This is a genomic window from Pseudomonas sp. PDM10, assembly GCF_014852295.1.
Taxonomy (GTDB): Bacteria; Pseudomonadota; Gammaproteobacteria; order Pseudomonadales; family Pseudomonadaceae; genus Aquipseudomonas.
In genome coordinates, this window is sequence record NZ_JACVBJ010000001.1 from 321,953 (window position 1) to 342,668 (window position 20,716).

22 protein-coding genes are annotated in these 20,716 nt (G+C 59.2%); 20 read left to right on the forward strand and 2 right to left on the reverse strand.

Going from position 1 to position 20,716, the window contains the following annotated elements; genetic code table 11:
* Positions 1–2 precede the first annotated feature (2 nt).
* The 3 genes from IB252_RS01490 (at position 3) to rpoS (ending at position 2,820) form a co-directional block, all read left to right on the forward strand.
* A complete protein-coding gene (locus tag IB252_RS01490) occupies positions 3–638 on the forward strand; it encodes a protein-L-isoaspartate(D-aspartate) O-methyltransferase (RefSeq protein ID WP_177327881.1) in 636 nt (211 codons plus the stop codon).
* A gap of 211 nt (positions 639–849) precedes the next feature.
* A complete protein-coding gene (locus IB252_RS01495; RefSeq protein WP_192406403.1) occupies positions 850–1,707 on the forward strand; it encodes a peptidoglycan DD-metalloendopeptidase family protein in 858 nt (285 codons plus the stop codon).
* Positions 1,708–1,812: 105 nt separating this feature from the next.
* Positions 1,813–2,820 (forward strand): RNA polymerase sigma factor RpoS, encoded by a 1,008-nt coding sequence (rpoS, locus tag IB252_RS01500; RefSeq protein WP_008154012.1) that lies wholly within the window; start codon positions 1,813–1,815, stop codon positions 2,818–2,820.
* A gap of 481 nt (positions 2,821–3,301) precedes the next feature.
* On the opposite strand, the gene fdxA is transcribed toward rpoS, so the two are convergent.
* Positions 3,302–3,625, reverse strand: a complete 324-nt coding sequence (gene fdxA / locus IB252_RS01505) for a ferredoxin FdxA (RefSeq protein ID WP_008154011.1) — start codon at positions 3,623–3,625, stop codon at positions 3,302–3,304.
* Positions 3,626–3,767: 142 nt separating this feature from the next.
* Positions 3,768–6,347 (reverse strand): DNA mismatch repair protein MutS, encoded by a 2,580-nt coding sequence (gene mutS, locus IB252_RS01510; RefSeq protein WP_192406405.1) that lies wholly within the window; start codon positions 6,345–6,347, stop codon positions 3,768–3,770.
* Between the two features lie 211 nt (positions 6,348–6,558).
* Here mutS and IB252_RS01515 point away from each other — a divergent pair, with 211 nt between their 5' ends.
* From IB252_RS01515 to IB252_RS01595, 17 genes are all read left to right on the forward strand, one after another.
* Positions 6,559–7,293 carry a helix-turn-helix transcriptional regulator gene (locus IB252_RS01515; protein ID WP_033053549.1) on the forward strand — a complete coding sequence of 245 codons (735 nt, stop codon included), beginning with the start codon at positions 6,559–6,561 and terminating at the stop codon, positions 7,291–7,293.
* Positions 7,294–7,795: 502 nt separating this feature from the next.
* Complete coding sequence (locus IB252_RS01520; protein ID WP_046046281.1) at positions 7,796–8,143, forward strand: phage holin family protein; 348 nt, start codon at positions 7,796–7,798, stop codon at positions 8,141–8,143.
* Positions 8,144–8,277: 134 nt separating this feature from the next.
* The gene (locus IB252_RS01525; protein WP_192406407.1) at positions 8,278–8,862 is read left to right on the forward strand and encodes a hypothetical protein; all 585 of its coding nucleotides are present in this window, start codon (positions 8,278–8,280) and stop codon (positions 8,860–8,862) included.
* Entirely contained in the window at positions 8,859–9,041 is a 183-nt protein-coding gene (locus IB252_RS01530; protein ID WP_003198311.1) for a DUF2635 domain-containing protein, read from the forward strand. The genes IB252_RS01525 and IB252_RS01530 overlap by 4 nt, the downstream gene beginning before the upstream one ends.
* Complete coding sequence (locus IB252_RS01535; RefSeq protein ID WP_192406409.1) at positions 9,041–10,537, forward strand: phage tail sheath subtilisin-like domain-containing protein; 1,497 nt, start codon at positions 9,041–9,043, stop codon at positions 10,535–10,537. Before IB252_RS01530 ends, IB252_RS01535 begins: the two co-directional genes overlap by 1 nt.
* Positions 10,538–10,604: 67 nt before the next feature.
* A complete protein-coding gene (locus IB252_RS01540; protein ID WP_056739184.1) occupies positions 10,605–10,952 on the forward strand; it encodes a phage tail tube protein in 348 nt (115 codons plus the stop codon).
* The gene (locus tag IB252_RS01545) at positions 10,949–11,245 is read left to right on the forward strand and encodes a phage tail assembly protein (protein ID WP_192406411.1); all 297 of its coding nucleotides are present in this window, start codon (positions 10,949–10,951) and stop codon (positions 11,243–11,245) included. The genes IB252_RS01540 and IB252_RS01545 overlap by 4 nt, the downstream gene beginning before the upstream one ends.
* A gap of 130 nt (positions 11,246–11,375) precedes the next feature.
* The gene (locus tag IB252_RS01550) at positions 11,376–12,938 is read left to right on the forward strand and encodes a phage tail protein (protein WP_192406413.1); all 1,563 of its coding nucleotides are present in this window, start codon (positions 11,376–11,378) and stop codon (positions 12,936–12,938) included.
* Positions 12,925–14,163 carry a DNA circularization protein gene (locus IB252_RS01555; RefSeq protein ID WP_192406414.1) on the forward strand — a complete coding sequence of 413 codons (1,239 nt, stop codon included), beginning with the start codon at positions 12,925–12,927 and terminating at the stop codon, positions 14,161–14,163. The genes IB252_RS01550 and IB252_RS01555 overlap by 14 nt, the downstream gene beginning before the upstream one ends.
* A gap of 3 nt (positions 14,164–14,166) precedes the next feature.
* Positions 14,167–15,210, forward strand: a complete 1,044-nt coding sequence (locus IB252_RS01560; protein ID WP_192406415.1) for a phage baseplate assembly protein — start codon at positions 14,167–14,169, stop codon at positions 15,208–15,210.
* A gap of 154 nt (positions 15,211–15,364) precedes the next feature.
* On the forward strand, positions 15,365–15,874 hold the full coding sequence (locus tag IB252_RS01565; RefSeq protein WP_192406416.1) for a phage baseplate assembly protein V: 510 nt from the start codon (positions 15,365–15,367) through the stop codon (positions 15,872–15,874).
* Positions 15,874–16,272 (forward strand): phage GP46 family protein, encoded by a 399-nt coding sequence (locus IB252_RS01570; RefSeq protein WP_038979177.1) that lies wholly within the window; start codon positions 15,874–15,876, stop codon positions 16,270–16,272. Before IB252_RS01565 ends, IB252_RS01570 begins: the two co-directional genes overlap by 1 nt.
* Positions 16,262–17,302 (forward strand): baseplate J/gp47 family protein, encoded by a 1,041-nt coding sequence (locus IB252_RS01575; protein ID WP_192406417.1) that lies wholly within the window; start codon positions 16,262–16,264, stop codon positions 17,300–17,302. Before IB252_RS01570 ends, IB252_RS01575 begins: the two co-directional genes overlap by 11 nt.
* On the forward strand, positions 17,293–17,892 hold the full coding sequence (locus IB252_RS01580) for a YmfQ family protein (RefSeq protein ID WP_192406418.1): 600 nt from the start codon (positions 17,293–17,295) through the stop codon (positions 17,890–17,892). The genes IB252_RS01575 and IB252_RS01580 overlap by 10 nt, the downstream gene beginning before the upstream one ends.
* 11 nt (positions 17,893–17,903) lie before the next feature.
* On the forward strand, positions 17,904–19,055 hold the full coding sequence (locus tag IB252_RS01585; protein WP_192406420.1) for a phage tail protein: 1,152 nt from the start codon (positions 17,904–17,906) through the stop codon (positions 19,053–19,055).
* Positions 19,052–19,567, forward strand: coding sequence for a phage tail protein (locus IB252_RS01590; protein ID WP_192406421.1), 516 nt, complete (start codon positions 19,052–19,054; stop codon positions 19,565–19,567). Before IB252_RS01585 ends, IB252_RS01590 begins: the two co-directional genes overlap by 4 nt.
* A 126-nt stretch (positions 19,568–19,693) precedes the next feature.
* Positions 19,694–20,716: a phage tail protein gene (locus tag IB252_RS01595; protein ID WP_192406423.1), complete on the forward strand. Its 1,023-nt coding sequence runs from the start codon at positions 19,694–19,696 to the stop codon at positions 20,714–20,716.

Sequence of the window (20,716 nt, forward strand, 5' to 3'; positions counted from 1 at the left end):
GGATGACCTCACAACGGACCCGTGAGCGCCTTATTCAGCGCCTGTATGAAGAGGGAATTTGCAACGCCAAGGTGCTGGAAGTCATTCGCCGTACACCGCGACACCTGTTCGTCGACGAGGCGCTGGCTCACCGCGCCTACGAAGACACGGCGTTGCCGATCGGCAATAACCAGACCATCTCGCAGCCTTATATGGTGGCTCGCATGAGCGAGTTGCTGCTGGAGGCAGGTCCTCTCGACAAGGTGATGGAAATCGGCACCGGCTCGGGCTATCAGACGGCGGTGTTGTCGCAACTGGTCGAGCGGGTATTTTCCGTCGAGCGCATCAAGGTTCTGCAAGACCGGGCCAAGGAACGCCTGGTGGAACTTAACCTGCGCAACGTGGTGTTCCGTTGGGGCGATGGTTGGGAAGGATGGCCGGCGCTGGCGCCTTACAACGGCATTATCGTGACCGCGGTGGCGACCGATGTACCTCAGGCGCTGCTTGATCAATTGGCACCGGGAGGGCGGCTGGTGATCCCGGTCGGATCGGGTGAGGTTCAACAATTGATGCTGATCATCCGGGAAGAACAGGGCTTTTCCAGGCGTGTTCTGGGGGCTGTACGCTTCGTCCCGTTACTCAATGGGCCACTTGCCTGAGCATTTGTTTCAGGGCGCTGAATTCTCTTCGATCGCTCCTGTCTTACAGCGGCATCGATCAGTTAAACGGGATTCATCGTCAGGCAGCAAACGTGTGCGCGAAGGCATTTCGCTTCATTAAAGGTAAAGGCTGCACGGCCCGTTATACTTGCGACATTTCATGCCGGAACACGGCAATCCACATTTTCAGCCACCACAAAGGGAGCGGCGGGTGAGTCTCACAGTCATTGCGCAGCGAATGGGTAAAACGAGCTTTCAGCGCCTGGTGACTGGCCTTGTCTTGAGCACCTTGCTGGTCGGTTGCTCCAGCAACAAGTCGAGTGATGCACGCGTCGTCGATCGCAACAACGCCGTCGCCCAGCGTCCGGCAGTGACCACGGGTCAATACGTCGTCCGACCTAAAGACACCTTGTTCTCCATTGCCTTTCGCTACGGTTGGGACTACAAAGCCCTCGCGGCACGCAACAACATTCCTACGCCTTATACGATCCATCCGGGTCAGACGATTCGCTTTGACGGTCGCACCGGTTCAACGCCGACGCCGGTGGCCAGCACCACCGATTCAACGCCTTCTTCGTCGCTGAAAACCACGGTTATCCGGCGTCAGGCGAATGGCGCAACCACCAGTACAGCCGTGGTTACACCGTCCGTCGGCAGCAAGCCGACCCCAGCTCCGATGCCTCCTGCCGGCCCGGCCCCGACCGGCTGGGGGTGGCCATCTAATGGCATTCTTATTGGAAAATTCTCTTCAAACGGGAGTTTGAATAAAGGAATTGATATCGCCGGGGATTTGGGACAGCCTGTTTTAGCTGCGTCTGATGGGACGGTGGTATACGCCGGGAGTGGCTTAAGGGGCTACGGCGAATTAGTCATCATCAAACACAGCGATACCTACGTTAGTGCCTACGGACATAACCGCAGGCTGTTGGTTCGGGAGGGGCAGCAGGTCAAGGTCGGACAGACAATTGCCGAAATGGGGTCAACGGGTACAGACCGGGTGAAGCTGCATTTTGAGATTCGCCGACAAGGTAAACCAGTAGATCCGCTGCAATTCCTGCCGCGTCGTTGATCGCTTTCCAGCCTGTTCCGTCGCGTAGAGGGAACAGGTTCCAGCGTTGCCAAGGATAAAGGCGCCGCTTGAGCCTGAGGTCGAACTCACCAAAGGACTATAACAATGGCTCTCAGTAAAGAAGTGCCGGAGTTTGACATCGACGATGAGGTTCTCCTTATGGAGACCGGCATCGGTACGGATTCGATGTCGAATGATGAAGGGGCTGCTCCACCTTCCGTTCGTGCCAAATCCAAACACTCCGCCTCGTTAAAGCAACACAAGTACATTGACTACACGCGTGCGCTCGATGCCACGCAGCTGTACCTCAATGAGATTGGTTTTTCCCCTCTGCTATCCCCCGAAGAAGAAGTTCATTTTGCGCGCTTGTCGCAAAGTGGAGATCCGGCCGGGCGCAAACGCATGATTGAAAGTAACCTGCGGCTGGTGGTGAAAATCGCCCGGCGTTACGTCAATCGTGGTCTGTCGCTACTTGACCTGATCGAAGAGGGCAACCTCGGTCTTATCCGGGCGGTAGAGAAGTTCGACCCCGAACGCGGCTTCCGCTTTTCGACCTACGCGACCTGGTGGATTCGTCAGACCATCGAGCGCGCGATCATGAATCAGACCCGTACCATCCGGTTGCCGATTCATGTGGTCAAAGAGCTCAACGTGTACCTGCGGGCTGCACGGGAGCTGACGCAAAAACTCGATCACGAACCCTCACCCGAAGAAATTGCCAACCTGCTGGAAAAACCAGTAGGCGAGGTCAAGCGCATGCTCGGCCTGAACGAGCGGGTTTCTTCGGTCGACGTCTCACTGGGTCCGGATTCGGATAAAACCCTGCTGGACACCCTTACCGATGACCGTCCAACCGATCCATGTGAACTGTTGCAGGATGACGACCTGTCCCAGAGCATCGATCAATGGCTCTCGGAGCTGACCGACAAGCAGCGTGAAGTGGTGATACGCCGCTTCGGCCTGCGCGGTCACGAGAGCAGCACGCTTGAAGATGTGGGCCTGGAGATTGGCCTGACCCGGGAGCGGGTCAGACAGATTCAGGTTGAAGGCTTGAAGCGTCTTCGGGAAATTCTCGAGAAGAATGGCCTGTCGAGCGAGTCGCTGTTTCAATAAGTAATTTGCTGGCTGGCATAAAAAACCCCCGACTGGTTCGGGGTTTTTTATTGCCCGGGAAACAGGCTGGGAGTTCCCTCCGTCATCCCTCTGGTTTGTAGTCTCTCGCTGTAAGTTTTTGCTTACTCTTTCGTAAGTGTTCGCTAATTCAATGGGTAGCAGTCGTACATATTCTTACGTGAGATAGAATTAACTAATTGATTTATATGATTATTTTTTCAGATTAATAACTTGTGACAGGTCATTTCAGCTATCGGGGGCGATTGCTCTTGGTAGGGAATTCTCTAGTATCTGAACTGTGTCGACGGACAGACACACCCTTCAAGGATGAGGGGGAAGGACATCGCAGGAAGCGATTCATCAGGACGATGAAAAGGAACACAGGGAATAGGGAAAAATGTGGGCGGGTCAAACCGCCCCTTTTTTTGCCTGCAGAAAAGCAAAAAGGCCCGCGAGGGGCCTTTTTGAGAACGCGGGGTAATCAGCGTTCGAGGTCTTTGATCTTGCCTTTGACGCCATCCCACTCTTCGGCATCGGGCAACGATTCTTTCTTCTCGGTGATGTTGGGCCAGATTTCCGCCAGCTCAACGTTCAGCTGAATGAATTGCTGCATGTCTTCCGGGACTTCATCTTCGGAGAAGATGGCCACGGCAGGGCATTCTGGTTCGCACAGTGCGCAGTCGATGCACTCATCCGGGTGAATCACCAGGAAGTTCGGGCCTTCGTAAAAGCAGTCCACCGGACACACTTCTACGCAGTCGGTGTACTTGCACTTGATGCAGTTGTCGGTGACGACGAAGGTCATTTCTATTTTTCTCCTCAGGCGGCGGCAGCGGAGCCCCTTCACGTTGGGGTCGCCAGGTTTGGGAGCGATAGTCTGCTGGTCAGGCTATAAGCCAGCAGCATCCCAAACCGCGCGAGATTCTAACAGCTTGCAGGCAAGTGCGTTAGATCCGTGTCTTTAGTGTATAGAGCATTTCGAGCGCACGACGCGGTGTCATGTCGTCCAGATCAAGTTTTGCCAGATCATCCAGCACCGGATGCGGCAGGCTGGCGAACATGTCGCTTTGCTGCGGCGCGGCCGGTTTGCCTTTGGCGGTCTTGGGAACTTCATGAGGCAGGGCGGTCGCTTCCAGCCGGCCCAGGTGTTCGCGAGCGCGCACGATCACTTCGCTCGGCACACCGGCCAACTGCGCAACCGCAAGGCCGTAGCTCTGGCTGGCAGGCCCTGGCAGCACGTGGTGCAGGAACACGATGCGTTCGTTGTGCTCGGTGGCGTTAAGGTGAACGTTGGCCACCAGCGGCTGGGCTTCCGGCAACACAGTCAGCTCAAAGTAGTGGGTGGCGAACAGCGTATAAGCCCGCAGATATGCCAGGCGTTCGGCTGCAGCCCACGCCAGGGAGAGACCGTCAAAGGTGCTGGTGCCGCGACCGACTTCGTCCATCAGTACCAGGCTGCGCTCGGTGGCGTTGTGCAGGATGTTCGCGGTTTCGCTCATTTCGACCATGAAGGTCGAGCGCCCGCCGGCCAGGTCATCGCTGGAGCCTATCCGGGTAAAGATCCGGTCCACCAGAGACAGCTCGCAACTGGCTGCCGGCACGAAGCTGCCGATGTGTGCCAGCAGCACGATCAGAGCGGTCTGGCGCATGTAGGTGGATTTACCGCCCATGTTCGGACCGGTGATCACCAGCATGCGGGTGTTGTCGTCGAGGCTCAGGTCGTTGGCCACGAACGGCGTGGTCAGTACTTGCTCGACCACCGGGTGACGACCCTGGCTGATGCGCATGCACGGCTCACTGACGAAGCGCGGGCAGTTCAGATCGAGGTTCAGCGCGCGTTCGGCAAGATTGCTCAGCACGTCCAGCTCGGCCAGTGCCGCGGCGGTGTCTTGCAGCGGTGGCAACTGGGAAATCAAATCTTCGAGCAGTGCTTCGTAGAGCATCTTCTCGCGCGCCAGGGCGCGGCTCTTCGCCGACAGGGCCTTGTCTTCGAACGCCTTCAGTTCCGGCGTAATGAAGCGCTCGGCACCTTTTAACGTCTGGCGACGGATATAGTCTGCCGGCGCCGATTCGGCCTGCTTGCTTGGCAACTCGATGAAGTAGCCATGAATGCGGTTGTAACCGACTTTCAGGTGCGACAGACCGGTACGGGCTTTCTCGCGTGCTTCGAGGTCGATCAGGAACTGCCCGGCGTTTTCGCTGAGCGATTGCAAGTCGTCCAACTCGGCGTCGTAACCGGTTTTCAACACGCCGCCGTCACGGATCACGGCGGGCGGGTTGTCGATGATAGCTTTTGCCAGCAGCGCCGCCAGTTCCGGGTAGGTGCTGGTGGTCTTCGCCAGTTGGATGATGTGCGGAGCTTCCAGCTCAGTCATCGCCACTTGCAACTCAGGCAATGCACCGAGCGCATCGCGCAGGCGAGCCAGGTCACGAGGGCGGGCATTGCGCAGGCCAATCCGCGCCAGGATTCGCTCGATGTCGCCGATTTCCTTGAGTTGCGGTTGCAGCTTTTCGAAACGGTAACCGTCGAGCAGGCAGGTAATCGAGGTCTGGCGCGCCAGCAATACAGTCAGATCCCGCAGCGGACGGTTCAGCCAACGGGTCAGCAGGCGGCTGCCCATGGCGGTTTGGCAGCGATCGACCACCGATTGCAACGTGTTGTCGCGGCCGCCGGCCAGGTTGGTGTCCAGTTCCAGGTTGCGACGGCTCGCGCCGTCCAGCACCACGGTGTCGTCCAGGCGTTCGTGGCGCAGGCTGCGCAAATGGGGTAGGGCGGTGCGCTGGGTTTCCTTGGCGTAGCTGAGCAGGCAACCGGCGGCGCCGATGGCCAGGGTCAGGTTCTCGCAGCCGAAACCTTTCAGGTCCTGGGTGGAAAACTGCTGGCAAAGACTTTTCAGCGCCGAATCACGTTCGAAATCCCACGGCGCACGGCGACGAACCCCACGACGTTTCTCCGCCGGCAGATCCTTCGGCCAGTCGTCCGGGATCATCAGCTCTACCGGATTGACGCGCTCCAGTTCTGCCAGCAGGTTTTCCCAGCCTTTGATCTCCAGCACGGTGAAGTTGCCGCTGGTGATATCCAGCACCGCCAGGCCAAACAGACGTTCGTCACCCAGCACCGCTGCGATCAGGTTATCCCGGCGCTCATCCAGCAGCGCTTCATCGCTGACCGTACCCGGCGTGATGATCCGCACCACCTGACGATCCACCGGGCCTTTGCTGGTCGCCGGGTCGCCGACCTGCTCGCAGATCACCACCGACTCGCCGAGCTTGACCAGTTTCGCCAGGTAACCTTCCGCGGCATGGTAAGGAATCCCACACATCGGAATCGCCTGACCCGCCGACTGCCCACGGGCGGTCAGGGTGATGTCCAGCAATTTGGCGGCCTTCTTCGCGTCTTCATAGAAGATTTCGTAGAAGTCGCCCATGCGGTAGAACATCAGCTGGTCAGGGTGCTGGTTTTTCAGGCGCCAGTACTGCTGCATCATTGGCGTGTGGGAGGACAGATCAGAGAGCGCTTTATTCATCGGATAATCAGGCAAATTCGTTGAAAGGTGTAGGGCAAAGGAGGGGCATCGGCCCGGCTTTTCCGCGATGGGCGCAAGGTTAACATGGGCGGTCCACCCGACGCAGGCATGAAAGCCCTGGGATACATTTCTTCTGTCTATGCACAACATATGCGCCATTTATGCAATTTGGCATTTGTCTTCCGCGAAAAGAACAAGCACTATGCGCTTTATGCAAAAACGCAATGTTTCTACCGTCTTAAGAGCGCTGCTCGATCAGCACGGGATCTCCCCCACGGAGCTTCACCGTCGCACCGGCGTGCCTCAATCCACTCTCTCGCGGATCCTCAGCGGGAAGATCGTCGATCCCTCGGATAAACACATCTCGAAGATTGCCGAGTACTTCGCCGTGAGCACCGACCAGTTGCGGGGCCGTGCGGATGTCGCGCCTGCAGCCAGCACCGGGCGCGATCAATTGCATTCGGAACTCAAGGACATAAGTCTGTGGGACGACGATACGCCCGTCGATGATGACGAGGTATCGGTCCCCTTTCTTCGCGAGGTTGAATTGGCTGCAGGATCAGGAAGGTTCGTCATCGAAGAGAGCGAGCGCTCTAGCCTGCGCTTCGGCAAGCGGAGTCTGCGCCACAACGGCGTTCAGTTCGACCAGGCCAAATGCGTGACGGTGCGCGGCAACAGTATGTTGCCGGTACTGCGCGACGGCGCCACCGTCGGCGTTAATGCCGGCAAGTGCGGGATCGGCGATATCGTGGATGGCGACCTTTATGCCATCAACCATAACGGCCAGCTGCGGGTGAAACAGCTTTATCGCCTGCCTACCGGGATACGCCTGCGCAGCTTCAATCGCGATGAACATCCGGACGAGGACTACACCTTCCAGGAAATCCAGGAAGAGCAGATTGTCATCCTCGGTCACGTCTTCTGGTGGGGCATGTACGCCCGTTAACCTCACCGCTGTCAGATAAAACCCGCCATCGAGCGGGTTTTTTTTCGCCTGCCAAAAACCACTAGGCCTTTGTCTGCGGGGCTTTCATGCGTCTGTGCATTTTAACGCATAAATAAATGCATCAATGCATTGACTGTATATGCATCCATGCATATTCTTTGTCTCAAGCAGCTCAAAAGCAGCTCGAAGCAAAGTTCTTTAGTTCCACCACAAAGGCAGCGATGAACCGGCCTCAACGGTTCAGAGGGTTGGCAACTGACCCGGGTGTGCAGCGTAAAGCACCACAAGCAGTTATCCGGCGGGCAGGGACCGCGGTCGGAAAAACAATATGAATGGACCCGTACCGCGCCAGTAGCGCCGAAAGGTCAATGCGAAGGATCGCATTCTGAAAAGCCCGGTTAGCGCCGGGCTTTTTGGAATGCCTACCTACCGTCAGGCAACTCACGAGACACCGTTTGAAAGACACACACATCACTCATCAATCACCCCCAGGAGGCGTGACATGACAAACGAGCAACAAGCGTTGCTGGACATGCCGATCTGGCTCGTCATCGTCCTCGCCCTGGTGGGCGGGGTGTCCGGCGAAATGTGGCGCGCCGATAAGGAGGGCGCCCGCGGCTGGTCATTGCTGCGGCGCCTGGCCTTGCGATCCGGGGCCTGCATGGTCTGCGGGGTCTCGGCCATCATGCTGCTGTATGCCGCCGGCGTGTCGATATGGACGGCTTGCGCGTTCGGTTGCCTGACGGCGATGGCCGGGGCAGACGTTGCCATTGGCCTTTATGAGCGCTGGGCGGCCAAGCGGATTGGCGTTTGCGAAGTGCCGCCGCGAGATCCTCGCCAGGATCACTGATCACAAAGCCCAATGGAATGGCGAGCAGCGGTGCCGACCGGCATCCGACCCACAAGGACGCGGGTTTCCCAAGGCCAGTACCTTTCACTCAAACCCGCCAACAAGCGGGTTTTTTATTGCCCGGTGAAAACACCATGAAGATCAGCCCCCTGATTGCCCAACTGCGCGATCACTGCCCAACCCTCGCCGGTCGCGTGGCTGCCGGCATCGACCTCGAAACGCTGCAAGCCAATACCCCGCTTTCAACTCCTTGTGCCTACGTGGTGCCGATGGCCGATCCGGCGGGCGCAAACGTGGCGCAAAACGTTACGAGGCAGACCATTCGCGACCGCTTCGAAGTGACCCTGGTGCTCGACACCACCGACGCTACAAAAGCGCTGGATCTGTTGCACGACCTGCGGGCCGAACTGTGGCGGGCGCTGGTGGGGTTCAAGCCCGGCAGTGATTACGACGCCATCACCTACGACGGCGGCGAATTGGTTTCCATCAACAGCAGCCGTGCGCTGTATCGCCTGCGTTTTTATGCCGAGTTCCAGCTCGGCCGCAATCTGCCTGGTCAGCCTGCGGAGAGCTGGCACGAACGTGAACTGGACGGTTTGTCGTCCTTTACCGGGGTCACCGTGCGGGTCGATGCGATCGATCCGGCGGACCCCAATCTGCAACGGCCAGGCCCCGACGGACGCCTGGAACTGACTTTCTCTGGAGACGTAACCCCATGAGCAAACGCATCACCGTGCTGCCGGCCCCAGGCCGTGCCGTGCCCGACCCGGAAGCGGGCGATCTGTTGCCCCTCGAGGGCCGTGAAGTGCCGGACAACGCCTGGTGGCGTCGACGTCTGGCCGATGGCGATATCACTACCAAAGCCGTGAAAGCGGCAAAACCACAGGGAGCCAAATAATGGCGATCGGATTCAGCAACATCCCCGCGGACATTCGTGTGCCGTTGTTTTACGCCGAGATGGACAATTCGGCTGCCAATAGTGCGTCGTCGGCCATGCGTCGTTTGATCGTCGCTCAGGTCAACGACAACATTGCGCCGGCCGAGGTTGGCAAACTGGTGTTGGTGTCCAGCGTGGCGCTGGCCAAAAGCATTGGCGGCCAGGGCTCGATGCTCGCTTCGATGTATGAAACCTGGCGCAAGACCGACCCGATCGGCGAAATCTGGTGCCTACCGCTGCATAACACCGAAGGCAGCATCGCCAAAGGCGTGTTGACCCTGACCGGGGCGGCCACTCAAAGCGGTGTGCTCAACCTGTACGTTGGCGGCGTTCGTGTTCAAGCAGCCATCGTCAATGGCGTCACGGCAGCTCAGGCCGCCACCGCGCTGGCGCTGAAAATCAACGCCTCGGCAGATCTGCCGGTCAGCGCGGCAGCCGTTGAAGGCATCGTGACCCTGAGCGCCAAATGGACGGGCGACAGCGGTAACGACATCAGCCTGCAATTCAATCGCCTGGGCAAGAGCAATGGCGAAGAAACCCCGGCCGGCCTGACCACGGCCATCACCGCCATGACCGGCGGTGCCGGTGTGCCGGATCAGGTCGCTGCGGTAGCGGCGCTGGGCGATGAACCGTTCGAGTTCATCTGCATGCCATTCTCGGACCTGTCGACCCTCAACACCTGGCAAGCCGTCATGGATGACAGCACCGGTCGTTGGTCGTGGGCCAAGCAATTGTTCGGTCATGTCTACAGCGCCAAGCGCGGCACCATCGGTACTTTGGTGGCGGCCGGTCAGATGCGTAACGACCAGCACATGACCCTCCAGGCACTGGAACCGGGCGTACCGCAACCGTTCTGGGTTCAGGCCGCTGCACTCGCTGCGCGCACATCGGTGTTCATTTCCGCCGATGCCAGCCGTCCGACCCAAAGCGGCAGCCTGCCAGGCCTAGACCCGGCGCCGGCCAGCGAGCGTTTCACCCTGACCGAGCGTCAGTCGCTGCTCAATTACGGCATCGCCACCGCGTACTACGAAGGCGGCTACGTGCGCATTCAGCGTTCGATTACCACCTATCAGAAGAACGCCTACGGCCAGGCAGACAATTCCTACCTGGACAGCGAAACCATGCACCAGTCGGCGTTCATCGTGCGTCGTCTGCAAAGCGTGATCACCAGCAAATACGGTCGCCACAAACTGGCCTCCGACGGCACCCGTTTCGGCGCCGGCCAGCCGATCGTGACCCCGAGCACTATTCGCGGTGAGCTGATTGCCCAGTACGCCAAGCTCGAACTGGAAGGCCACGTCGAAAACGCCGAGCTGTTCGCCGAACACCTGATTGTCGAGCGGGATGTGCAGGACCCGAGCCGGGTCAACGTGCTGTTCCCGCCGGATTACATCAACGGCCTGCGCGTGTTCGCGCTGCTCAACCAATTCCGTCTGCAGTACGACGACGCAGCCTGATCGCTGCCTTTGACTGTGTGATTTCAGCCCACTTCGCGTGGGCTTTTTATTTGAAGGGAGAAACACCATGGGTCAACTGATTGCGGGCACCTGCTACGTCAAAGTGGACGGCGCTCAACTGACTATCAATGGCGGCTGCGAAGCGCCGTTGCTGGCTGTGAAACGGGAAACCGTCGTACCGGGTTTCTACAAGGAAACCGACATCGCCCCGTCGTTCAAAGTGACAGCGCTGCACACCGCTGACTTCCCGCTCAAGCAACTGATCGCAGGCACCGACATGACCGTCACCTGCGAATTCAGCAACGGCAAAGTCTACGTACTGGCCGGCGCTTACCTGGTGGAAGAGCCTGTCTCCAAGGGCGACGACGCCACCATCGAATTGAAATTCGAAGGCATCAAGGGGACCTGGCAATGACTGGCGCCGTGAAGCTTCACGTTGCGATCGAAGCTCACGGCGAGCCCTTGACCGAACTCAACCTGCGCCGCCCGACGGTGCAGGAAGTTCGAGCGATCAAGGCGCTGCCGTACAAGATCGACAAGAGCGAAGAAGTCAGCCTCGACATGGACGTCGCGGCCAAATACATCGCGGTGTGCGCCGGCATCCCGCCGTCGTCGGTCAATCAGTTGGATCTGGCTGACCTCAACGCGCTGAGCTGGGCCGTCGCGAGTTTTTTCATGAGTGCGGCGTCGGAGCCATCACCGACCTGATTTCAGTCGCCTATGACCTGGCCTGGTTCTGGAAGGTTGACCCCGAACAGATGATGGCCAGGCCTTTGGATGTGCTCCGCGAATCGCTGGAGCACGCGCAACGGATCAATGCGATGCAGCAGGTGCAGTGATGGCAGACATGGAAAAGGAAGATAAAACACCGGTCCAGCTGACGGGGGGCGATGAAGTGCCCTCCAAGCTGGCCCGCCTTCGAGCGAAGGTTGAGGGCTTCAGAACACACCTTGAACAGACGGGGCTGGGCAAGCTGGACATCAGCGGTCTGTTCAAGGGTGGCAGCGTGATCACGCCCTTCGTGGACGGGATCAAGGCGTCCGCTGCGTTCAAGGGCCAATTGACCGAGGTCAATGAGGCCGCCAAAGGTGTCGATGTGCCGAGCGTACCGACCAGCGCCGCGCAAACCCTGAATGTGTTCAGTCGGTCGATGGAGCAGGTGTCGGTTGCCGCAAGCACCGCGTTACAACCTGCCGTCGCGACCGTCACGGCAGGGATTCAGCCGCTGCTCATTGGCTTTGGCAGTCTGCTCAATGACAACCCGAAGCTGGTCGAGGGACTTGCGGCCGGTGCCATTGCGTTTTCGGCAATGCAAACCGCCGTGACCGGCGCGACCCAGGTTTTCGATCTGATGAACATGGTGCTCAAGACCCATCCCATCGTGTTGATTGCTACGGGCATCGCCCTGGCAGCCGGTTTGATTGTGGCCAACTGGAAACCCATATCGGCGTTCTTCGCCGGGCTCTGGCAAAAGATTGCTCCGGTCGTGATGCCCATGGTCGAGTTCTTCAAGACGATGTTCGCCTTCACGCCGCTGGGACAAATCATCAGCCATTGGGGACCGATCACCGCCGTGTTCGCGGCGATCTGGGACGTCATCAAAGCGGTGGCGACACCGATCATTGGTTTTTTCCAGACGCTTTTTTCCTGGTCACCACTGGGTTTGATCATCAGCAACTGGACGCCGTTGACGGGCCTGTTTTCGGCGATCTGGGATTTGCTCAGAGCGCTGTCGGTGCCGGTCATGGACTTTCTGCACGGCTTGTTCGACTGGTCGCCGCGGGAGTTGATCATCGCCGGCTGGGGCGCGGTCACCGAACTGTTTTCCGGGATCTGGGACGGCATCAAGGCCCCTGCTCTGGTGATGTACGGCACGTTGCGCAGCCTGTTTGACTGGTTTCCGCTGGAAGAGATCAAACAGCGTTGGGAGCCGATCACCGAATGGTTCAGCCAATGGTGGGACAAGCTGCAAGGCGTCGTCGCGCCGATCAAGGAATTCTTTGCCGGTGGTTTCGGCAGCCTTGTCACCCGTGTGACCGGCAAGGTCGAAGGCTTGACCGAGGCTCAAGAAAAAACCAATGCCGAAGGCCAAGGTAAGTTTGCGCCGGCGTTTTTTGGCGCCGATACCGAGCAACCACAAAGCCTGTCAGTGCTGCCCGGCAATCTGCTGCACAAACCCTCGATGCAGCCTGGTTCCCTGACACAAAACTCCAGCGCCCTGATTCAACAAAGCGCCGCCAACAGCCGCACACAACTCGAAGGCGGCCTGACCGTGCGCTTCGAAAATGCGCCGGCCGGCATGCGCACCGATCAGCCGCAAACCAATCAACCGGCGCTGGCGCTCAATTCGCGCATCGGCTACCGCACACTGTCCCTTGGAGGTTCCAATGAGCTGGCGTGATCGTTTGATGCCGGCATCGTTTCGCGGCGTCCAGTTCTGGGTCGATCAGGCGAAAAACCCGGTCGGCCAAAAAGGCCAGTTGCACGAGTATCCGCAGCGGGATCTGCCATATTTCGAGGGCCTTGGTCTGCAGGCGAAGATTCACGATTTGACCGTATTTATCGTCGGCGCCGACTGCCTGGAGCAGCGCGACAAACTGCTCAAGGCGCTGGAGCAGGGCAGTGGTGAGCTGGTTCACCCTTGGCTGGGGCGTCTGCAGGTCAAGGTCGGCGAATGCGACATGACCCACACCCGCCAGGACGGCGGGCTGGTGACCTTTACCCTGAAGTTTTACCCCGATCAACCGGTGCCGTTTCCCACTGCGGCGGTCAGCACGCAGACGCTATTGCTGGTGTCGGCCGACAGCTTGCTGGGCTCTGCAGTGAAGCGTTTCGAAGACGCGATGACTTTGATCAAGGCTGCGCGGATCGGCATTGCCAACCTGCGCAACAGCATCAAGGAGGCTTACGAGGTGATTGAGCAGCACCTTCAGCCGTTGATTGATGAGTACCAGCAGATCAGCGATCTGGTCAAAGCCGTCAAGGAACTGCCCAAGGATGTGGCAGCGCAATTCAAGGGATTGATCGGCGACATCAACGAACTGAAGGACTTCGCCCGTGAAGGTTATCGTGGCGTGATTGCCAACGTCTCCCAGCAGGTCGAAGCCATCAAGAAGGCTGATGCGCCGAAGCTCACCACCGGCAAGGACACCACCGCTGCGGCCCAGGCGCTGACCAATCTGGTGCAGGACACTTTGATTGTGCAAGTGGCCCAGTGGGTCGCCTCGATGCCGGTGGCTTCACAGGCCGTCAAGCGGGTCACCAACCTGCCGGTCGGGCATCAGGCTGTGCGACCGACCACGCACCAGGACGTTCCGGTGGTCGACGATTTGGAGGCCTTGCGTGCGGCACTTGAGGAAGTGTTCAAGCTGCCCGAGGCCAAGGCGGACCCCGCGCACTATCTGGCGATGAGCAATCTGCGTCAGGCCCTCCGGGCGCATTTGAAGGCGGTCGCGTCGTCGGGCGTTCGACTGGTCAGCAAGTCTTTCAAGCAAAGCCTTCCAGGGCTGGTCGTGATCTATCAGCAAAGTGGAGACGCCACGCGAATCGCTGAAGTGCTACAGCGCAACGGCATTATTCATCCGGGGTTTCTCCCGCTGGACGACGTAAAAGTCCTGGGGGAATAGACCATGAATGAACTCGATAACAGCGTGTTGCTGACCGTTGACGGTCTGGAGTATGGCGGCTGGAAAAGCGTTGAAATCACTGCGGACCTGGAGCGTCAGTTCCGCACCTTCAAACTCGACATCACCTGGCAATGGCCGGGGCAGACGGTCGACCGACCCATCCGCCCGGGTGCGCCCTGCCAAGTGCGAATCGGCTGCGATCTGGTGCTCAGTGGGTATGTGTTCAAGGCGCCGATCAGCTATGACGGGCGGCAGATCAGCCTGAGTATCGAAGGCAGTTCAAAGACTCAGGACCTGGTGGACTGTGCGGCGATCAACACGCCCAACCAATGGCATCAGCAATCGTTGCTCAGCATCGTTCAGGCGTTGGCCTCGCCTTATGCCGGGAAAGTGGTCAGTGAAATCCCCGACACCGCGCGACTCGGCAGTCACACGATCGTGCCGGGGGAAACGGTCTTTCAGTCGATCGACCGCTTGCTCACGCTGTTTCGGGTGTTTTCCACCGATGACGCCGAAGGTCGGGTGGTACTGGCCCGACCGGGTAGCGGTGGGCGAGCCAGTGACGTGCTTGAGCTGGGCAAGAACATTCTGTCGGCCAACGCGCCGATGGACTTCAGCCAGGTGTTCTCCGAGTACCGGGTGATCGGTCAGCACAAGGGCGGCGACGAGAAGAGCGGTGCGGCCGTGAGCGAAGTGTCCGGGGTTTCCACCGACCCGATTATCGGGCGCAAGCGGATCACCGTGATCAACGAAAGCGCGCAATTGACCCCGGAACTGGCGCAGCAACGTGCCGATTGGGAAAGCGGTATTCGCGTCGGCAAGGCTGGCACCACGACCTATCGGGTACAAGGCTGGCGGCAGTCCAACGGTGATTTGTGGAAGCACAACACCTTGGTGCGGGTGATTGACAAGGTGTTGGGGTTCGACCACGACATGCTGATCTCCAAGGTGACTTACTCGCTGTCCGAACAGGGCTCGGTCACCACGCTGCAAGTGGCGCCGCCTTACACCTTCGATGCGAATCCGGTGCCTCCCAAGAAAACCTGAGGTTGACACTAAAACTGTGGGAGCGGGCTTGCCCGCGAAGACGGCGGTTGATTCGACATCTATCTGACAGATCCACCGCCATCGTCGGAACGCCGCCCGGGGCAAGCCCGCTCCCACAGTGTTCTGTGTTCGGCCCGACTCCAGAGGAAACCCAATGAGCCTACTGACACGCCTCCTGGCGCGCGGCACTGTCGTGCTCGCCAACTCGGCCACCAAGCTTCAATCGCTGCAAATGCGCCTCACCGCCGGCGAAGTGAACGACGACATGGAGCACTTCGAACCCTACGGTTTCACCAGCAATCCGCTGGCTGGCGCTGAAGGCATCGCCACGTTTCTGGGTGGTGATCGTTCTCACGCCGTCGTGCTGGTGGTCGCCGACCGCCGCTATCGCCTCAAGGCACTGGCCCAGGGCGAAGTCGCGATCTACACCGACGAAGGCGACAAGATCCACTTCAAGCGTGGACGGATCATCGACATCGAAACCGCCACCCTGAACATCCGCGCCAGCACCGCCGTGAACATCGACACCCCGGCCCTGACCCAGACCGGCAAGATCGTCTCTCAGGGCGATCAGATTGCCGCTGGCATCAGCCAGATCAAGCACGTGCACGTCGGCGTGCAGGTGGGCAACGGCCAGACCGGCGTGCCGACGGGAGGCCAGTGATGTTTATCAGCCAGAACCTCCACGCTGCACTGACCCGTTCAGTGCTGATCAGCCTGTTCACCTGGCGCCGCGCCGCCGATGACGATGCCCTCGATGACGAAGAACGTTTCGGCTGGTGGGGCGACACCTTTCCTACGGTCGCGGACGACCGTATCGGCTCACGCCTGTGGCTGCTGCGCCGGGTCAAGCTGACCCGACAGACCCAGATGGACGCCGAGTTTTATGCCCGCGAAGCCTTGCAATGGCTGATCGACGACGGCCATTGCAGCGCCATCGACATCATCAGCGAACGCCTCGACGCCCAGCGCCTGAACCTGCGCACGGTCCTGACTCTGGCCGACGGCGAGCGTCTGGACATCAATCCTGATAACAGTTGGCAGGTGATCTATGCCGTTTGAAACCCCTTCGCTGCCGGTGCTGATCAAACGCACCCAAAGCGACCTGGCCAGCGATTCGCTGCGCCAGTCCGATGCGCAAGTGCTGGCCCGTACCCTCGGTGGCGCCGCCTATGGCCTGTATGGCTATCTGAACTGGATCGCCGAGCAGATCCTCCCGGACAAGGCCGATGAGTCGACCCTGGAAAGGATCGCCGCACTGCGTCTGAACCAGCCGCGCAAAGCCGCACAATCGGCCAGTGGCAGCGTCAGCTTTACCGCCAGCGCTGGCGCTGTGCTGGATGTCGATACGCTGCTGCAATCGAACGACGGTCGCACCTACAAAGTGACCGCTTCGCGCACCACCAGCAACGGCCTCAACAGCACCTCCATCGCCGCCCTCGAGGCCGGCAGCCTCGGGAATGCCGACGCCGGCATGACGCTGATTCCGGTGCAGCCGATTCTGGGCATTACCGGCAACAGCTTCACGGTGCTGGCGCCGGGGTTGACCGGCGGGATCGCTCGGGAAAGTCTGGAGTCCCTGCGGTCCCGGGTGATTCGTTCTTACCGGATCATTCCTCACGGCGGTTCGGCACAAGACTACGAAACCTGGGCGCTCGAATGTCCGGGGGTGACCCGTGCCTGGTGTCGCGGCAGCTATCCTGGCCCCGGCATTGTCAGTCTGTACATCATGCGTGACGACGATGTGCAACCCGTCCCCAATCCTGAACAACTGGCTGAAGTCCAGGCCTACATCGAACCTCTGCGGCCAGTCACCGCTGAGTTGCGTGTGCTGCCGCCGGTACAAGTGCCGGTGACCTACCGACTGAGCCTGAAGCCTGACACCACGGCCGTACGCGCCGCCGTTGAGGCGCAACTGCGCGATCTGCATAACCGCGAAGGCGGCCTGGGCGACACTCTGCTGGTGAGTCACATCCGTGAAGCCATCAGCAGCGCGACCGGCGAAAGTGATCACGATCTCAAGTCACCTGTCGCAGACGTCGAAGCCGAGAGCAACCAGTTGCTGACCTTCGGAGGTTGCGTATGGCAGTGATCAGAACCGCCGCGCAATACCAGGCCCAACTGCGCAGCCTGCTACCCAGCGGTCCGGCGTGGGACCCGGAGCAGGTCCCGGAACTCGAAAAAGTCCTTGAAGGCGTCGCCCAGGAACTGGCCCGCCTCGACGCTCGCGCCGCTGACTTGCTCAACGAAATGGACCCGGCTGGCGTCAGTGAACTGGTGCCGGACTGGGAGCGGGTGATGAACCTGCCCGACCCATGCCTGGGCGCGACGCCACTGTTCGACGACCGTCGCCTCGCCGTACGCCGGCGACTGCTCGCTGTTGGCAGCCAAGCCATCAGCTACTACGTCGAGATCGCCAAGAGCCAAGGTTATCCGAACGCCACCATCACCGAGCTTGAAGTCCCGCGAATGGGACGGGCCCGGTTTGGCCAGGCGCACTTCGGAACATGGCAGGCGCATTTCATGTGGACGCTCAATACCGGTGGCCGCCAGCTGCTGGGCCGACGTTTCGGCGCCAGCTACTGGGGTGAGCGGTTTGGCACGAACCCGGGCTCGGCCCTGGAATGCCTGATCCATCGCAGCGCACCGGCGCATACCAAGGTGCACATCAATTATGACTAGGGAGTAGAGGAATGGATTATCCGAACAGTGTGCCCAGCGCCGGGTTGGTGAATGGGAAGTTTGTCGATGAAAATCCGTTGATGGGCACGCCGGGGTCGTTGATTCCGGCGGCTTGGGGCAATGGGGTGACGGAGGAAATAGTGAACGTCATCAAGGCGGGGGATTTGATGCCGGATGAGACGAATTACAAACAATTGCTGAAAGCCATTCAGAGCATTTCGGCCAAGGGCTGGAGTCTGGATTCGGCGTTGCCGATTGGGTCGTTGCCGCCAGCTACGGTGGCGACGGCTGATGGGCGTTTGCCGGTGACGCCGGTCGCCGCGGCTTCGAATGGCGGCAAGGTTTCGATTCCGGCGGGGGTACTTGTCAGTATCGGACAGGAAGTCGTTGCGGGGCAGTTGGGCCGACCTCGAACATTTACGACTCAAGCGTGGAGCAGTACGGATCTGTTGCCGATGTCCAGTTATTTTCTTCGGGTCCAAGTGAACGGCGATGCACTGACTTTTTACATGCAGCGCGGTGCTTTGTATGACGCACAACCTGAGGGGCTGAAGGGGACCGTCAATGGCGCGGCAGGCGGTGGTTTCCAGTCCACGCCGCTGGATATGTGTATCGCATGGGTTGTGACCGCAGCCCCAGGCACGACGCCAGTGATACGACTGATCTACAACCGCAGCAGACTGTCCTGGACCCAGACCGTGAACGGAAATGGGGTGGTTTATCTACCGCTGGATCCCCAAGCCCGTGCTGCACGCCTTGTGGTGGGCAATCCGACTCCTCATCCAACGGCAATTACTGGCGTTTCTTTCGCGCCGGGGGGATGGGCGGGCGGCAACTACTCTTATTTATCGCCGATTAGCACGGGGGTGAGTAATTGGGATGGTTGGGCAACAGCTGGTGCTTCGGCTTGTATTTTTACAAGTAACGTCGTTAACGATGCGACGGTCTCCACTCTGACCGCTAGCTTCGATCATTCGGAATTACGTTCGCTTTGGCAGACGTATCAAGCCGAGCATACGTTTAACTCAGGGATTGCTACCAGTGATGAGTTGCTTTTTTCTATGGGCATCAAGTTCTTCTCTCAACCTGACTATTCAAATGGTATAGCGGTCAACTTTTCTGCTGCGGTCAACGTTAACTTTTCCTGGGAGTTGATTCGATGAACGTTATTCAAGAACTTCATCAATTTGAGGGCGGACTTCGTCCTGCCCAACCTTCGCCAGCCCATGGTTGGGACGGTGAAAAATGGATAGTGGATGTTTCGGTAGCGGCGATGCTGGAGCAACAGGAAGCCGGGCGCCTGTGTGCGAAGGTCGATGCGGCCGCAGACAGCGCGCGTAAAACCCTGGCCGGTGAGCCGCTTAAGGCCATGGAATACGCCCACGCCGCCACCGATGCCCAAGCTTTCATTGCTGAAGGCTATCCGAAAAAAGCGGTGCCGCTGTCAGTGTCCGCCTGGGTCGTCAAAGGTCGAACCGCCAGACAGGCGGCCGATCAGATCATTGCCAAAGCCGCTCAATTCAATGAAAGCCTGCTGACACTTCGAACCCTTCGGTTGAAAGCTAAAGAACAAATCAAAATTCATATCGCCAAAGGCAAAACCGATCTCGCCAATCAAGTCAGTGATGAGGCGATTGCCGCTATCCGTAAGGTGGTGAGCGACCTGGCTGGCTAGTTCATTCGAAATATCCGCTGTACCCAACGCCCACTCACCCGTGGGCGTTTTGTTTTTATTCAAACACAAGCTGCTGCGCTGTTGTGCCAATAGCCATGCAGAGCTTTATTACAGGGAGCACAAACAATGGATTATCCAAAAAGCGTCCCCAGTGTCGGACTGGTCAATGGACGGTTTGTCGATGAAAACCCCGTGGCTGGTACACCTGGATCGTTGATTCCGGCGGTGTGGGGCAATGCCGTTACGCAGGAGATTTTGAGTGTGGTGGCTGGCGCCGGGATGGCGCCGTTGGAGGCGGACACGGGGCAGTTATTGAAGGCGATTCAGGCGATTATCGGTGTGAGCAGTCCGATGCGTCCGGTGGTGACCCGGCTAGCGGCATCGAAGCTGCTGGCGCCGGAAGAGCTCGGTCTGGTGCTGATTGATGCAAACCCTGGGGCCACCACCGTTACCCTGCCAGTGGCCAACACCGGTTTGGGGATTCGTGATGTGATCGTGCGACGGGTGGATAACACTGCTAATCGGTTGGTCGTTCGCTGTTCGGACACAGATTCCATCAAGTTTCACACCCATCTGAGAGCGGGTGGCTATCCGTTTTTGGTGTTGATGGGGGCGGGCGATTGGTGGCATCTGCGCAGTGATGCCTCGGGTAATTGGTGGCCTGTTGGGCGGTATGACGGTACGACGCTGGGACGGGTAGTTTTTGAGACCTCTTCGACGGTGATGCCGGGTGGATATGGTGTGCTCAATGGATATCTGTTCAATCGTACCGAGTGGCCGTGGGTTTGGGATCACGCGCAGGCGTCGGGGATGCTCACCACCGAAGCGTTGCGCGCGGGTAAAGAGGGAATGTGGACCTCGGGCGACGGCGCCACGACCTTCCGTAGCCCAGAGGCCCGTGGTGAGTTTGTGCGAGTTCTTGATGAGTTGCGTGCGGTAGATGCAAGCCGTGCGGCGGGTAGCTGGCAGGCCGGCCAAATCGAGTCTCACAACCACTCAACGCCGGGTGCCGGTTCCTTCGGCACACAGATGATGGGCGGCGGCTCCAACAACTACTCACTTTGGCAAGCCGGTGCTACCGGATTTTCCGGCGGATCAGAGACTCGCCCACGCAACATCGCCTTTCCCGGCCGTATCAAACTTATCTGA

Coding starts and splice junctions, on each gene's coding strand:
- IB252_RS01515 (WP_033053549.1), top strand. CDS start 6,559: ATGCAAAAACGCAATGTTTCTACCGTCTTAAGAGCGCTGCTCGATCAG.
- IB252_RS01530 (WP_003198311.1), top strand. CDS start 8,859: ATGAGCAAACGCATCACCGTGCTGCCGGCCCCAGGCCGTGCCGTGCCC.
- IB252_RS01520 (WP_046046281.1), top strand. CDS start 7,796: ATGACAAACGAGCAACAAGCGTTGCTGGACATGCCGATCTGGCTCGTC.
- IB252_RS01585 (WP_192406420.1), top strand. CDS start 17,904: ATGGATTATCCGAACAGTGTGCCCAGCGCCGGGTTGGTGAATGGGAAG.
- IB252_RS01560 (WP_192406415.1), top strand. CDS start 14,167: ATGAATGAACTCGATAACAGCGTGTTGCTGACCGTTGACGGTCTGGAG.
- IB252_RS01550 (WP_192406413.1), top strand. CDS start 11,376: ATGGCAGACATGGAAAAGGAAGATAAAACACCGGTCCAGCTGACGGGG.
- IB252_RS01540 (WP_056739184.1), top strand. CDS start 10,605: ATGGGTCAACTGATTGCGGGCACCTGCTACGTCAAAGTGGACGGCGCT.
- IB252_RS01595 (WP_192406423.1), top strand. CDS start 19,694: ATGGATTATCCAAAAAGCGTCCCCAGTGTCGGACTGGTCAATGGACGG.
- IB252_RS01590 (WP_192406421.1), top strand. CDS start 19,052: ATGAACGTTATTCAAGAACTTCATCAATTTGAGGGCGGACTTCGTCCT.
- IB252_RS01580 (WP_192406418.1), top strand. CDS start 17,293: ATGGCAGTGATCAGAACCGCCGCGCAATACCAGGCCCAACTGCGCAGC.
- IB252_RS01565 (WP_192406416.1), top strand. CDS start 15,365: ATGAGCCTACTGACACGCCTCCTGGCGCGCGGCACTGTCGTGCTCGCC.
- IB252_RS01490 (WP_177327881.1), top strand. CDS start 3: ATGACCTCACAACGGACCCGTGAGCGCCTTATTCAGCGCCTGTATGAA.
- IB252_RS01575 (WP_192406417.1), top strand. CDS start 16,262: ATGCCGTTTGAAACCCCTTCGCTGCCGGTGCTGATCAAACGCACCCAA.
- IB252_RS01570 (WP_038979177.1), top strand. CDS start 15,874: ATGTTTATCAGCCAGAACCTCCACGCTGCACTGACCCGTTCAGTGCTG.
- IB252_RS01555 (WP_192406414.1), top strand. CDS start 12,925: ATGAGCTGGCGTGATCGTTTGATGCCGGCATCGTTTCGCGGCGTCCAG.
- IB252_RS01525 (WP_192406407.1), top strand. CDS start 8,278: ATGAAGATCAGCCCCCTGATTGCCCAACTGCGCGATCACTGCCCAACC.
- IB252_RS01535 (WP_192406409.1), top strand. CDS start 9,041: ATGGCGATCGGATTCAGCAACATCCCCGCGGACATTCGTGTGCCGTTG.
- rpoS (WP_008154012.1), top strand. CDS start 1,813: ATGGCTCTCAGTAAAGAAGTGCCGGAGTTTGACATCGACGATGAGGTT.
- IB252_RS01545 (WP_192406411.1), top strand. CDS start 10,949: ATGACTGGCGCCGTGAAGCTTCACGTTGCGATCGAAGCTCACGGCGAG.
- mutS (WP_192406405.1), bottom strand. CDS start 6,347: ATGAATAAAGCGCTCTCTGATCTGTCCTCCCACACGCCAATGATGCAG.
- fdxA (WP_008154011.1), bottom strand. CDS start 3,625: ATGACCTTCGTCGTCACCGACAACTGCATCAAGTGCAAGTACACCGAC.